13 protein-coding genes and 1 riboswitch are annotated in these 14,191 nt (G+C 45.3%); of the genes, 6 read left to right on the forward strand and 7 right to left on the reverse strand.

Features of this window, described 5'->3' with window-relative positions:
• Positions 1–16 precede the first annotated feature (16 nt).
• Positions 17–328, reverse strand: a complete 312-nt coding sequence (gene rplU, locus R7E47_RS09945) for a 50S ribosomal protein L21 (protein WP_005383096.1) — start codon at positions 326–328, stop codon at positions 17–19.
• A gap of 256 nt (positions 329–584) precedes the next feature.
• Here rplU and ispB point away from each other — a divergent pair, with 256 nt between their 5' ends.
• Complete coding sequence (gene ispB, locus R7E47_RS09950) at positions 585–1,556, forward strand: octaprenyl diphosphate synthase (RefSeq protein WP_005383097.1); 972 nt, start codon at positions 585–587, stop codon at positions 1,554–1,556.
• Between the two features lie 93 nt (positions 1,557–1,649).
• On the opposite strand, the gene R7E47_RS09955 is transcribed toward ispB, so the two are convergent.
• Complete coding sequence (locus tag R7E47_RS09955) at positions 1,650–1,841, reverse strand: hypothetical protein (protein ID WP_005379661.1); 192 nt, start codon at positions 1,839–1,841, stop codon at positions 1,650–1,652.
• Between the two features lie 113 nt (positions 1,842–1,954).
• Complete coding sequence (mdh, locus tag R7E47_RS09960; RefSeq protein WP_005379660.1) at positions 1,955–2,890, reverse strand: malate dehydrogenase; 936 nt, start codon at positions 2,888–2,890, stop codon at positions 1,955–1,957.
• Between the two features lie 359 nt (positions 2,891–3,249).
• Between mdh and argR the strand changes: the two genes are divergently transcribed.
• The 4 genes from argR (at position 3,250) to R7E47_RS09980 (ending at position 8,452) form a co-directional block, all read left to right on the forward strand.
• Entirely contained in the window at positions 3,250–3,720 is a 471-nt protein-coding gene (gene argR / locus R7E47_RS09965; protein ID WP_005379659.1) for a transcriptional regulator ArgR, read from the forward strand.
• Positions 3,721–4,125: 405 nt separating this feature from the next.
• Entirely contained in the window at positions 4,126–5,094 is a 969-nt protein-coding gene (locus R7E47_RS09970; RefSeq protein WP_005379657.1) for a TAXI family TRAP transporter solute-binding subunit, read from the forward strand.
• A 295-nt stretch (positions 5,095–5,389) separates the two neighbouring features.
• Positions 5,390–7,969: a TRAP transporter permease gene (locus R7E47_RS09975; RefSeq protein WP_017820274.1), complete on the forward strand. Its 2,580-nt coding sequence runs from the start codon at positions 5,390–5,392 to the stop codon at positions 7,967–7,969.
• A 45-nt stretch (positions 7,970–8,014) separates the two neighbouring features.
• Complete coding sequence (locus R7E47_RS09980) at positions 8,015–8,452, forward strand: universal stress protein (protein ID WP_005379654.1); 438 nt, start codon at positions 8,015–8,017, stop codon at positions 8,450–8,452.
• 63 nt (positions 8,453–8,515) lie between these two features.
• Here R7E47_RS09980 and R7E47_RS09985 read toward each other — a convergent pair whose 3' ends face one another.
• Positions 8,516–9,592 carry an alkene reductase gene (locus R7E47_RS09985; RefSeq protein ID WP_053349696.1) on the reverse strand — a complete coding sequence of 359 codons (1,077 nt, stop codon included), beginning with the start codon at positions 9,590–9,592 and terminating at the stop codon, positions 8,516–8,518.
• A gap of 92 nt (positions 9,593–9,684) precedes the next feature.
• Here R7E47_RS09985 and R7E47_RS09990 point away from each other — a divergent pair, with 92 nt between their 5' ends.
• Positions 9,685–10,632, forward strand: coding sequence for a LysR family transcriptional regulator (locus tag R7E47_RS09990; protein ID WP_213891730.1), 948 nt, complete (start codon positions 9,685–9,687; stop codon positions 10,630–10,632).
• 18 nt (positions 10,633–10,650) lie between these two features.
• Here R7E47_RS09990 and thiQ read toward each other — a convergent pair whose 3' ends face one another.
• From thiQ to thiB, 3 genes are read right to left on the reverse strand one after another with little or no spacing between them, the layout of a single operon-like run.
• Complete coding sequence (thiQ, locus tag R7E47_RS09995) at positions 10,651–11,355, reverse strand: thiamine ABC transporter ATP-binding protein (RefSeq protein WP_213891729.1); 705 nt, start codon at positions 11,353–11,355, stop codon at positions 10,651–10,653.
• On the reverse strand, positions 11,355–12,941 hold the full coding sequence (gene thiP / locus R7E47_RS10000; RefSeq protein ID WP_140367199.1) for a thiamine/thiamine pyrophosphate ABC transporter permease ThiP: 1,587 nt from the start codon (positions 12,939–12,941) through the stop codon (positions 11,355–11,357). The genes thiQ and thiP overlap by 1 nt, the downstream gene beginning before the upstream one ends.
• 41 nt (positions 12,942–12,982) lie before the next feature.
• Positions 12,983–13,975: a thiamine ABC transporter substrate binding subunit gene (thiB, locus tag R7E47_RS10005; protein ID WP_005379642.1), complete on the reverse strand. Its 993-nt coding sequence runs from the start codon at positions 13,973–13,975 to the stop codon at positions 12,983–12,985.
• A gap of 72 nt (positions 13,976–14,047) precedes the next feature.
• A riboswitch (TPP riboswitch) is annotated at positions 14,048–14,184 on the reverse strand.
• Positions 14,185–14,191 lie beyond the last annotated feature (7 nt).

Here is a 14,191-nt window from a genome sequence, read left to right on the forward strand (position 1 = left end):
AAACTCTCCTAATAGATTAAGCGTTGATACCAGTGATCTTCACTTCAGTGAACCACTGACGGTGACCCTGTTGCTTACGAGAGTGCTTACGACGACGGAACTTAACGATTTTAACTTTATCGCCACGACCGTGTTGTACAACTTCAGCAACAATTTTGCCGCCCTCTACAAGAGGAGCACCAACTTTGATGTCTTCGCCGTTAGCAACAAGAAGAACTTTATCAAATTCTACAGTTGCACCAGTTTCAACGTCTAATTTCTCTAAACGAAGAGTTTGACCTTCGCTTACACGGTGTTGTTTACCACCAGATTGGAAAACAGCGTACATATTTTACTCCGCTTTTTCCGCACAGCCTTTCTTGAGGGTGTGCGCTAAACTAATCATCAATAGGGCGCAGATTCTACAGAATAGATGCTCCTATGACAAGCCATATTTTGAAAAAATTGGCGAAAAGCTAATCGCCAAAGAAAAGTGCGGCAATCATGCCCTTTAGTAATGTATTAATCAACGTTTTTTAGTGTATTATTCGACAATTATATAAATCGAATAAGCCTTGCAGGGTCTAACTTCAGCCGGATATACGATGGATTTTAAAACTATCCAAGCGCTTACTGCCGATGACATGGCAAAAGTGAATGAAACAATTCAAGCCCAACTTAATTCTGATGTCTCTTTAATCAACCAGCTCGGTTTTTATATCGTGAGTGGTGGAGGCAAACGTCTAAGACCGCTTTTAGCGATACTGTCAGCCCGTGCACTTGGTTACCAAGGCAATGGTCATACAATGGCAGCTGCGTTTATTGAGTTCATCCATACAGCGACTTTGCTGCATGATGACGTGGTAGATGAATCAGACATGCGCCGTGGTAAAGCCACTGCGAATGCAGCATTTGGCAATGCGGCTAGCGTATTAGTTGGGGACTTTATCTATACACGCTCATTTCAGATGATGACGGAACTAGGATCCATGAAGATCCTTAAACTAATGAGCAATGCCGTAAACGTGATCGCCGAAGGTGAAGTACAGCAGTTGATGAACTGTAACGACCCTGACACGACAGAAGAAAGCTACATGCAAGTCATCTACTCTAAGACTGCGCGCTTATTTGAATCCGCAACTCAAATCGGTGCAATCTTAAATGATGCTCCTGAGCATGTGGAAATCGCAATGCAAAATTACGGTAAGTATCTAGGCACTGCGTTTCAGCTCATTGATGACGTCATGGATTACACTTCTGATGGCGAAGACATGGGTAAAAATGTGGGTGATGACTTGGCCGAAGGCAAGCCAACTTTGCCTCTACTCCATGCTATGCGTAATACCACACCAGAAAACGCCATCATGATTCGTGAAGCAATTGAGAAAGCGAATGGCATGGATCGCTTAGAAGAAATTCTTGCGGTCATGAAAGAAGCGGGCTCTCTGGAATACACAACGCAAAAAGCTCTAGAAGAAGCAGACAAAGCAATCGCAGAACTATCAGTGTTGCCAGAGTCTGAATACAAACAAGCGCTTGTTACTCTGGCTCATGTCGCAGTACAACGCACGAAGTAATCAATAGCTACCCATAACGCAAGACTTATAGCAAAAAGGAAGAGCATGCTCTTCCTTTTTTACGTTTGATACCTAATGACGACGCCGGAGGCGCTAGTAATATCTGTCACTACCGCCATGCAGTTGTGGATCATCTTCTATTTCATCAAAGCTAACGGCGAGCTGCTGTTCAGTCCCTTGTTTGGACAACAATACCGTCTCTGCTTCATGGTCGACCACTAATATCGTACCGACGCCTTGTTGGCACTCAACAACCATGCCTTTACGGATTCGACTCGCTTCCATCATCTTCTCCTTCACTACGTGGTTTTATTCGACCATTTTTACGAAGTTGATAAATCAAGGATCAAAAAAGCCGATCAAAATGATCGGCTTTCTTCTTATATAGGCTTTCTAGATTACTTTGCGAATTCAACACCAATGTTGATGTCGCCATTTAGTGTTTCTAGCATACCGTCTAATGCAGACTTTTCGTAATCGCTGAGTTTGCCGTAGCTTAGTACTTCTTCAACGCCTTCTTTACCCAGTTTCACAGGTTGCGCGAAGTAAGTCGCGTGTTCGCCGTCGCCTTCAACGTAAGCGCACTCAACTACGCCTTCTTCACCTTGAAGAGCACGAACCAGAGACAGACCAAAGCGACATGCAGCTTGGCCCATTGATAGTGTTGCACTACCACCACCCGCTTTAGCTTCTACAACTTCAGTACCTGCATTTTGAATACGTTTCGTTAATGCTTCTACTTCTTCAGCTGTAAACTCAACACCTTCTACTTGAGACAGTAGAGGTAAGATCGTTACGCCAGAGTGACCACCAATTACTGGCACGCGAACGTCACCTGGATCTTTGTCTTTTAGCTCAGCAACAAACGTTTCTGAACGGATAACATCCAACGTTGTTACACCAAATAGACGACGCTTATCATAAACACCCGCTTTTTTAAGAACTTCAGCAGCAATTGGCACTGTTGTATTTACAGGGTTTGTGATGATACCAACACAAGCTTTCGGACAAACAACCGCAATCTTCTCCGCTAGCGATTTAACGATACCAGCGTTTACATTAAATAGATCCGCACGATCCATACCTGGCTTACGCGCAACACCAGCAGAAATTAGCACAACATCCGCGCCTTCTAGTGCTGGAGTAGGATCTTCACCAGCGTAACCTTTGATAGAAACTGGCGTAGGGATGTGGCTAAGATCAGCGGCCACACCAGGAGTTACTGGAGCAATATCATATAGGGCTAGATCAGAACCAGCAGGAAGACGGTTCTTAAGTAGAAGGGCCAGGGCTTGACCGATGCCACCAGCGGCACCAATAACGGCTACTTTCATGTAGTTCTCCTTGAGAGTATTTCTCTTATAAACGTATTCGTAGGGTAGTTTGTAACCAACTTAAATAAAGCTATCGGAATCACAACTTGATTACAATCAATTAACGCTAGCTTTGCGACCTCGCGCAACTCGCTGTTACCGTGCTACAAATGGGGCTTGGATTATTCTTTTATTCTGTTGAAATGACAAGGAATTCAAGAAAACAGATACAGCCCTACTTCAGCGCGCTAAAGAATTCTATGTGGTATATAGTTTACAGTGACGCATCTAACATAATCCTGGGACTCTTTGGCACCGCCTGAATATATATGCGAGAATATGCAAAATTGCTGACCCGTAATAAGAGATTTGTAATGACTATGCGCAATTCAGAAAAACAAGACAACTTAGTTCGCGCCTTTAAAGCCCTGTTAAAAGAAGAAAGCTTTGGCTCACAGGGCGAGATTGTTGACGCACTCAAACAGCAAGGGTTTGAGAGTATCAACCAATCTAAAGTCTCACGTATGCTGACTAAATTTGGCGCCGTCCGTACGCGCAATGCAAAAATGGAAATGGTTTATTGTCTTCCTGCTGAGCTAGGTGTCCCAACAGTCAGCAGCTCTCTGCGTGAACTGGTACTAGACATCGATCGTAACGCAGCGTTAGTGGTAATTCACACCGGCCCAGGTGCAGCACAGTTGATTGCTCGCTTGCTTGATTCACTCGGTAAATCCGAAGGTATTCTTGGTGTTGTCGCAGGTGACGATACCATTTTCATTACGCCAACCATGGCAATTACGACTGAGCAACTCTTCAAATCAGTGTGCGAGCTGTTCGAATATACTGGTTAAGTTCTATAAAGCTTCAATCAGCTAACTCATTGTGGGTTATAAAAGAAGTCTCATTTTGTAGCCCATAATTTATGTAAATTTTTTGCTTACTCCGATCATTATTTAACCACCCATTTTGTGATTAACATCACGCAATTGATCTTTTTCATTTCAGTCACTAAACGTTAATTAAGTAATTGTTATAAAAAGAATTAAATCACAAATTGAATCCTATCCCCTGATACAAAATTCAGACTTATCAACTATAACATTTAACAATTGGATAATTTTCTGCCAATTTTTTGTTATGATTCGCTCGCTTTTTCAAACGATTGGATTGAAAAAGGTGCCGTTTCCAAATAGGAAACTCCAGAAGTGATTTATGGTTATTTCCGGGTAAATAATGAATATAAGGAAGGGAAATTCATGGCATTTAACAAACTTCTCAAAGTAGGCGCTATCGCTGCAGCCGTAATGGGCGCAGGCGCAGTTAACGCTCAAGAGTTTATTACCATCGGTACTGGCTCTGTGACAGGTGTTTACTACCCAACTGGTGGTGCTATCTGTAAGTTGGTAAATAAAGGTCGTAAAGACCACAACATCCGTTGTTCAGTAGAATCGACTGGTGGCTCAATTTACAACGTTAACACTATCCGTGCAGGCGAATTAGATTTTGGTATCGTGCAATCGGATTGGCAGTACCACGGCTACAACGGTACGAGCAAGTTTGAAGAACAAGGCCCGTACAAGAAGCTACGCGCAATGTTCTCTCTTCATACAGAACCTTTCAACATCATTGCGCGTGCAGATTCAGGTATTGAAAACGTTGAAGACCTGAAAGGTAAGCGAGTAAACATCGGTAACCCAGGCTCTGGTGACCGTGCAACGATGGGCGTTGTCATGGAAGCGATGGGTTGGACAAACGACAGCTTCAAATTGGCGTCTGAGCTAAAAGGCTCTGAACGCTCTCAGGCACTTTGTGATAACAAAATTGACGCCTTCATTTACATGGTCGGCCACCCGAACGGTTCAATCAAAGAAGCAACCACATCATGTGATGCGAAGCTAGTTTCAGCAACAGGCCCTAAAATCGATAAAATTGTTGCCGACAACCCATACTACGCCTTTAGCTCAGTACCGGCTGGTATGTACCGCGGTACAGACAAAGACGTAAACAGCTTTGGTGTTGCAGCAACAATGGTAACGACCTCTGATGTTTCAGACGATGTCGCTTACAACGTGGCAAAAGCTGTGTTTGAAAACTTTGATACCTTCAAACGTCTACACCCTGCATTCGCAAACTTGAAGAAAGAAGACATGGTGAAAGCTGGTCTTTCTATTCCTCTTCACCCAGGTGCAGAAAAATATTACAAAGAAATGGGTCTAATTAAGTAATTTCCTCAGACTCTACATACAGGCAGGCAGGAAAGAATATTTTCTGCCTGTTTGAGCATACAGGTTGTAGCACGTTCTAACTGTATGCTTCATTCGCCAGTTTTCTTCTGAAAACTGCGAGCTCATACCCAAGAAAACTTAAACGCCGCCTAACAGAGTATCCAACAATCAACACTTTGAGTTCAGGCAGCAAAATACTCGAAAGCAAACTTCGCTCCATTCACTACACTGATAGAGGCGAAGTGTGGTTCTCGATAAAAATCAGACAGGACCATCAATAATAAGGAAAAAGTACATGGCGACGAATCAAGCTCCGTCACAAGATGTGCAAGAAATGGTGGCTCAGGCAGACACAGGTGCACGTAGCCCTTCGGGAATGCAAGGACGAATCCTTTGGTTTGTTCCTCTGTGTTGGTCACTATTTCAATTATGGTACGCATCCCCGTTACCATTTATTTTCAATTTTGGCGTACTGAACGACACGGAAGCGCGATCTATCCACCTTACTTTCGCGATCTTTTTGGCTTTCACTGCTTATCCAGCGATGAAGAATTCTCCTCGCGATCATATCCCTCTTGTTGATTGGATACTCGCGTTGGCTGGCAGCTTTTCAGCAGCCTATATATACCTTTTTTATACTGAGCTAGCAGGACGCTCAGGCGCACCGACAACAGTTGATATCGTTGTTGCTGTTATCGGTATGCTCCTCCTTTTAGAAGCAACACGCCGAGCACTTGGTCCACCATTAATGGTCGTGGCTGCTGTTTTCCTTACTTACACCTTTGCAGGCCCTTACATGCCTGACGTTATCGCGCACAAAGGGGCAAGCTTGAACAAGGCCATGTCTCACTTGTGGCTAACAACTGAAGGCGTATTTGGAGTTGCGCTAGGTGTTTCTACCTCTTTTGTCTTCTTGTTTGTATTGTTTGGAGCAATGCTGGAACGCGCTGGTGCTGGTGCTTACTTCATTAAAGTTGCCTTCTCGTTGCTTGGCCATATGAAAGGTGGTCCAGCTAAAGCGGCCGTTGTTGCATCAGGTTTATCTGGTCTGGTTTCTGGTTCTTCAATCGCAAACGTAGTAACAACTGGCACCTTTACCATTCCACTGATGAAGCGTGTTGGCTTTCCCGGCACAAAAGCGGGTGCGGTAGAGGTAGCGGCTTCAACCAATGGTCAGTTAACACCGCCAATCATGGGTGCAGCAGCATTTTTGATGGTGGAATACGTCGGTATCTCCTACGTTGAGGTGATTAAAGCTGCCCTACTTCCAGCGCTAATCTCTTATATTGCTTTAATTTACATTGTTCACCTTGAAGCATGTAAAGCAGGCATGACAGGCCTTCCTCGTCGCCACAACCCAACACTAGTACAAAGTCTGCTGTCCTTTACTGGCACAATCTTAGGATTGTGTGTGATCAGCGCATTGGTTTACTACGGAGTGGGTTGGACAAAGGACGTCTTTGGTGATGCCGCGACACCAATTGTTACCGTCGCACTATTAATCGCGTACGTTGGGTTGGTGAAAGTCTCAGCAAATCACGTGCAAGATGGCGCAATTGAGATTGATGCAGAATTAACAGAAGTACCTGATCCTGGCCCAACCGTTAAGTCAGGCTTGCACTACCTACTCCCTATCGTCGTATTGGTTTGGTGTTTGACTGTCGAACGTTTCTCACCTGGCCTTTCGGCATTCTGGGCAACGGTGTTCATGATTTTCATTTTGCTGACTCAACGTCCGTTGATTGCACTGCTGTCAAAGCAAGGTGACATGCTTCAGCAAACCAAAGATGGCTTTGTCGATCTTGCCGAGAGCTTAGTTTCTGGTGCGCGCAATATGATTGGTATCGGCGTTGCAACCGCGGCAGCGGGCACCGTTGTTGGTGTTGTTACACTAACGGGTATCGGCCTAGTGATGACCGACTTCGTCGAGTTTATCTCTGGTGGCAGCATCATTCTTATGCTGCTGTTTACCGCCATCATTAGCTTGGTTCTGGGGATGGGTCTGCCAACAACGGCGAACTACATCGTGGTCTCTACGCTAATGGCGCCGGTTATTGTTACGCTCGGCGCGGCGCATGGCTTGATTATTCCGTTGATAGCGGTGCACTTGTTCGTTTTCTACTTTGGTATTTTGGCCGACGATACCCCACCTGTAGGTCTTGCGGCTTTTGCAGCAGCCGCAATTGCGAAATCAGATCCAATTCGTACCGGTATCCAAGGTTTTACTTACGATATTCGAACCGCTATTTTGCCGTTCATGTTTGTGTTCAATACCCAGTTATTGTTAATGGGGATCGACTCTTGGTGGCATTTGGCACTCACGGTCATCTCATCGATCATTGCAATGCTGATATTCTCTGCGGCAACTCAAGGGTGGTGGTTCACGCGTAACAAGTGGTGGGAAACAGTCCTATTATTAGTACTGACGTTTTCGTTTTTCCGTCCAGGTTTTTGGTGGGACATGCTGTACCCAGCGAAAGTTCTTTCTCCTGGCGTTGAGGTAGCTCAAATCACGGAAACACTAAATGTAGGAGAATCATTGGAGTTACGTGTTGCCGGTGAAAACCTTGAGGGCGACTACATTGAGAAAACGGTTCGTCTTCCATTCGAAGACAGTGCGACAACAGCAGACGCACGTATTTCATCTATGGGTCTAATGCTGACCGAAAGTGACAACAAAATGATTGTCGATATGGTTGAATTTGGTAGTCCAGCAGAATCTGCAGGTATCGACTTTGATTGGGAAATCAAGTGGGTTATCCAGGATGCAGACCGTCCGATGAAAGAGTGGGTGTTTGTACCATGCTTAATGATTTTGCTGGTGCTTGCAATGAACCAAAAACGTCGTGCTCGTAAGGAACAATTGAGCGCATAACCGATTTGGCCCCGAGGATAAAGGGGCCTTAATGAGAGACATTGAATGTACAAACAAATTCTTGTTCCGGTTGATCTAAATGACCAAGGCTTTTCAGACCGAGCGGTTGAACTAGCGGTTTGGCAGGCAAAGCAAGCAAATGCTCAAATCCATCTTCTGACGGTACTACCTGGTATTCACATGTCGATGGTTGCCACATACTTTCCGAAAGATGCTGCGGCCAAAATGAAGCAAGACGTGAAGCAGCAACTAAAAACTTTCGCTAATGAGCATATTGCTGAAGATGTGGTTTACCAAGTGCATGTTGCTGAAGGCAAGGCCTACGCGACCATTCTAGATTATGCAGAACGCTTAGGCGCTGATCTCATCATTATGCCAAGTCACAAGCGCTCTAAAATCAATAAAGTAATGCTTGGCTCCGTCGCGAGTAAGGTTGTGGAATATTCTCCAATCAATGTGATGGTCGTAAAACCGCAAGGCTAAGTAAATACAAAAACGAAAAAGGACGCTAACATTAGCGTCCTTTTTATATTAAACAAGTAAGGGTTATGCCATCACTGGGTAATCGGTATAACCTTCTGCTCCACCCAAATAAAAGTGTTCTGGTTTCGCCTCATTAAGAGGTGCATTTTTCTTAAATCGCTCGACTAAATCTGGGTTTGCGATAAAGGGAACGCCAAATGCGACCACATCAACTTTGTTTTCTGCAATTGCTGTTGCCGCTTCTTGTGCACTGTAGCCCACGTTCGCCATTAAGTGACCTTTATAGTTTTCGCGTGCTGGCTTGAGAACATCTGCTTTTTGTACGCCTTTCAGATCCGCACGCATCACGTGCCAATAAGCAAGATCGAAAGAATTAAGTTGCTCTGCTAAGTAACGCACCAAGCCAACTGGATCACTGTCTTTCATGTCATTAAATCCATTTAGCGGAGATGTGCGCAGACCGACTCTTCCAGGTCCCCACACCTCAACGACTTCTTTCACTATCTCAAGTAAAAATCGAGCACGATTTTCAACCGAACCACCGTATTCATCGGTACGTAAATTTGAACCGTCACGAAGGAAGTTATCAATAAGATAACCATTGGCGCCATGTATCTCGACCCCATCAAAGCCGGCTTTCTTGGCGTTTTCTGCACCTTGTTTAAACGCCGCAACAATGGAAGCTATCTCATCCACTTCGAGTGCTCGTGGTACCGTATATGCTTGCTTACCCGAAGGGGTATGGACTAATTCATCACGAATGGCCAATGCGCTCGCCGCTACAGGTGTTTTTCCTTCATTCAGATCAGGATGACAAGCTCGTCCCGCATGCCAAATTTGCAGTACAATCTTACCGCCTCTCTCATGAACCGCATCCGTTACCTTTTTCCAAGCTGCGATTTGCTCTTCGTTGTAAATACCCGGCTCTGCCATGAAAGCAGACGTACCTTCCATCACCATGGTGCATTCAGCAATGATAAGTCCGGCACTCGCACGTTGAGCGTAGTATTCAACCATAAGGTCATTAGGAATATGGTCTGCGCCAGCACGAGCTCGCGTTAAAGGCGCCATAATGGCACGGTTATCTAATGCTAATTGACCGAGTTCGATAGGAGAAAATAAGTCTACAGAGTTGGACATGTTGTTTACCTCAAATGACAATAACTTGATGGCTAAGGATGAGGTGCCAGACTATAATCAGATTAATATTGAAACAATATGGATAATTGAAAGTGATTGTTCGCAATTTAGAAACAATTGACTTTAGAACGCTTTCTATCTTTGTCACAAGCTGTCGACTACTGAGCTTAACCAAGTGCGCGCTGGAGTTAAACCTACCAAAATCTACTGTTAGTAAAGCCATAATCAAACTCGAACAACACTTTGAAGCCAAACTCCTAGAGCGCACAACCCGAAAGTTAGTGATCACCGAAGCTGGCCAAATGGTTTTAGAGCGTGCTGCAAGCTTAGTTGAGGAATTCCACTCAATTGGCCATGACGTACAGGAGATGGAACAACAGATCCAAGGCCGGCTGCGTATTTCCGCGCCACCAGCGTTGGATGCGTATATGGCGGAACACATCTTTTTGCCATTTTTAAAACAATGGCCAAAAGTACAAATTGCGTTAGAAGCATCGAACGATTTTGTTGATCTGTTTTCACACGGCTTTGATATGGCAATTCGAGTCGGTCAGATAGTTGATGATCGATTGATCGCAAAAAAATTAGGCTATACCACTCGAGTCCTGGCTGCTAGCCCTGAGTATTTAGCTGAGTTCGGCGTACCTGAAACGCCAGAAGACCTGACAAAACATAACTGTTTGAGGTATCAATATGTTTCAGAAATAGGACCTTGGACGCTGATCTCACACGATAATACCGTCAATGTTTCAATAACCAGTAACTTCTCAAGTACAACTGTAGAAGCAATATTGAAAGGCGCACTTAAAGGACTAGGCATCGCTAACTTACCTGTGCAAAACATGACGCAAGAGCTAGAAAGTGGCACCTTAGTCAGAGTGTTGCCGCAATGGCACACGGTACCAATGCCTATTTATCTAGTCTATCGTCCTGGAGCAAACCGCCCACGGCGCGTACAAGCAATGATTGACCATATCATGAGCTTAAGATCTCAATTTGAATTTGGCCCTAGGCATGGTTTGTGTTGCGGAGAAGCATAACCTAGCAACTATCAGGCACTAGCATGCGGCTCGGATAAATGCCGCAAGCTTCTCACTAGCATGCTGTTCACTCAATGCAGACATATCACCCGCGGCTTCCACTTTACCATCCGCCACAAACACAAAGTGGCTGGCAATCGCTTTGGCATCGCTTAAATAGTGCGTGACCATCAATACGGTTATTCCCCGCTCTGCTGCCAGTTTTTTTACCAAGCCTAGCATCTCTTCACGCAACACCGGATCAAGCGCCGAGAACGGCTCATCCAACAGCCACATGGGATGAGGCTGAACAAAACAACGCGCTAAGGCAACACGTTGACGTTGGCCACCAGAAAGATGCTCTGGCAAACGGTCGAGGTACTCTGCAACACCAACTTGCTGCGCGGCTTGTTCAATCTGACGATTTTGGTCCACCGTAAGCTTTAGCCCTGGGTGTAAGCCCAAACCGATGTTGTCACGCACCGATAAGTGAGCAAACAAATTGTGCTCTTGGAACAACATAGAGAACGGACGCAGATAAGGCTCTTTACGCACAATGGACTCACCATCAACACAAATATCACCACGGTCAGGATAGATGAATCCTGCCACCAACGCCAGCAAGGTTGACTTCCCTGCCCCACTTGGTCCCATCAGCGATACAATCTGTCCTTGCTCAATCGTTAAGTCAAAACGAAACAGTTCACGTTGGTAGGTGTACTGCACATCATCCAACACTAACATTACGCTCTCTCCTTCGTTTTCAATACTTTCTCAATCAAGGCAAAACAGCCCACACTCAACAACAATAGGGTTACCGATACCACCGCAGCTGCGTCCATCTGATAACTGCCAAGCAACTGGAACAAATACAGAGGTAAAGTGCGGAACTCTTGTCCGCCAAACAACGCAATAGCACTTAAATCCCCTATTGCAAACATAAAGCTGATCGCAAACGCATGTGCAAACGGCTTGCGTAGCGCCTGCCACTCCACCACTTTAAACCGTTGCCAGCCACGCATGCCTAAGCTGGCACATACATACTGATACTGTTGTTCAATGTGCAGCATTGGCTGCGCTAGCGTTTTGATCACGTAAGGCAAAGCCATCAAACCGTTCACCAAAATCACGACAAAAAATGCCAAGCTAAAAACATCGGTAAATGCGCGCAGTAGTAAGAATAAACCGGTGCTAATCACCAGACCTGGAGTCACCAAAATAATGGTGCCGATTAACTCTATCTGATCGGCTCGCGTGTTTTTGTACTGCAACCGCCAACGGCGACTGGTCAATAGTATGGACACCCCTGCAGCGACCGCAAGCGCGCTAGCGACACAGGCGACTTTGAGGGAGTTCAATAGCGCAAACCAAAAACGCTCATCGGTTAATACTGTCCAAACTTGTTGGTTGATGCCACTCAGTAACACCATCAATAACGGCGGTATTACCAGTAAAAAGGCACCTATGATCCAAAAGCTATCCCAAGCTTTTGACCACCCATGATCCTTCGTTAAATATTGCTGTACCGATGTGCTTCCAGCACTGATAGAAACAGGCCTTGTTAACTTCTGCACACCAATAGCAAGCAGTCCACATAACAGCATCTGCCACAGCGCCAATAACGCCCCAGCTTGTAAATCAAAATCAAACTTAATCGCTTGGTAAATGGCCAATTCAATGGTGGTGGATTTTGGCCCGCCCCCCAACGCCATTACAGTGGCAAAACTGGTAAAGCACAACATAAACACCAACCCACAAACGTGGGGAAGCTGCTGCCTTAAACGCGGCCATTCTACCCAACGAAACTTATCCCAATGGCTCATCCCAAGATGCGCGCAAAGCTTATGCTGCTCGGCAGGAATAGACTCCAAGGCTTGCAGAAGCAATCGTGCCGCGTAAGGTAAATTAAAGAACACATGGGCGAGTAAAATGCCGTTCAAACCGTAAATAGAAAATGGCAGTTTAGTGTCGAAACTTTGCAACCACTGCGCCAACAAACCACTGTTGCCATAAATCGCTAACAGCCCAAAAACACCAACCAAAACCGGCAAAACCAGTGTCGATGCAAACAGCTTAAGCAGTAATGATTTACCAATAAATTGGCGACGTGAAAGTGCGTGCGCTACTGGAATGGCAAAGCCAACACTGAGCAATGTGGAAAGAAACGCTTGGTAGAAACTGAACTTGGTGACATGTTGATAGTACGGGTCGCCCCATACCACAGACACATCAAGTGAAGGGGCTTGAACAATCAAAGCACCTAGGGCAGAAATAACAAAGGTCGCGATGATCATCGCGACCCCTAAACCTATTTTTGGAACAGAATTCAAAGGTAAAACCTATCTCATTCAGATGAGGATGGAAACGTCAGCTAAAACGTCAATGCGCTTTGCCATTCGCGAATCCAAGACTTACGCATTTTTGCCACTTCATCAGCACTAAAGCTCAACGACTTGCTTGGAACACTCAAAGTTTCAAAACCTTTAGGTAACTCAACGTCAGTGACTGGGTACATCCAGTTACCCGTTGGCATCGCCGATTGGAACTCATCACTTAAAATGAAACTCATAAATTGATCAGCAAGTTCTGAATTTTTTGCCCCTTTCACTTTGGCGGCTACTTCAACTTGCATGTAGTGGCCTTCAGCAAAATTCGCCGTAGCAAACTTCGAATCGTTTTCCGCAATTAAGTGGTACGCAGGTGAAGTGGTGTAAGAAAGCACTAAATCGGACTCACCATTGAGGAACATAGAATACGCCTCAGACCAACCTTTCGTGACCGTTACGGTTTTGCTCGCTAGCTTCTGCCACGCTTGCGTCACATCGTCGCCATAAATAGATTTCATCCATAGCATTAAGCCTTGGCCCGGCGTTGAAGTCCGCGGATCTTGGTAAATCACTTTCAGATCGTCGCGCGTTTCCACCAGCTCTTTCATACTTTTCGGCGGATTAGCCAGTTTCTCTTTGTTGTACACAAACGCGAAGTAGCCGTAATCGTACGGTACAAACGTCGTGTCACTCCAACCGTTTGGTAACACTGTGTTAGCCGTATCCACATTGTGCTCGGCAAGCAGATCGGTTTTCTTCGCTTCTGCCATCAGATTGTTATCCAAACCTAATACGATGTCCGCTTTGCTATTACCGCCTTCAAGACGAAGACGATTCAGAATCGACACACCATCGTCCAACGCTACGAAGTTAACGTCACAGCCACATTTTGCTTCAAAAGCTTGCTCGATTTTAGGACCCGGCCCCCAGTCTGCGGCAAAAGAGTCGTAGGTATAGATGGTTAATGTGTTTTCAGCGGCAAACGCTGAAGTAGAGGTGATTGCAGCTAGGGCAATCAGATTTAGAGTGGGTTTCACTGCTCGCTCTCCATGAGTATTTCAGAGAAATAAGTTGAGCGGCACAGGGTTTGAGGCGGCTATTAAGGACTTCCAATATCCAGACTCAATTCCTACGCCAGCATTATCTGGTTCAGGTAATACGGGTCCCTAGTTAAACACTTAGGTCTCAGCGCCCCAATGCATTGATTGACTCAATGCTAAATGGGTTTGCTCCCCGATGAGTTGGATGGATTG

It is taken from the genome of Vibrio sp. Vb1026 (genome assembly GCF_033338745.1).
GTDB lineage: Bacteria > Pseudomonadota > Gammaproteobacteria > Enterobacterales > Vibrionaceae > Vibrio > Vibrio alginolyticus.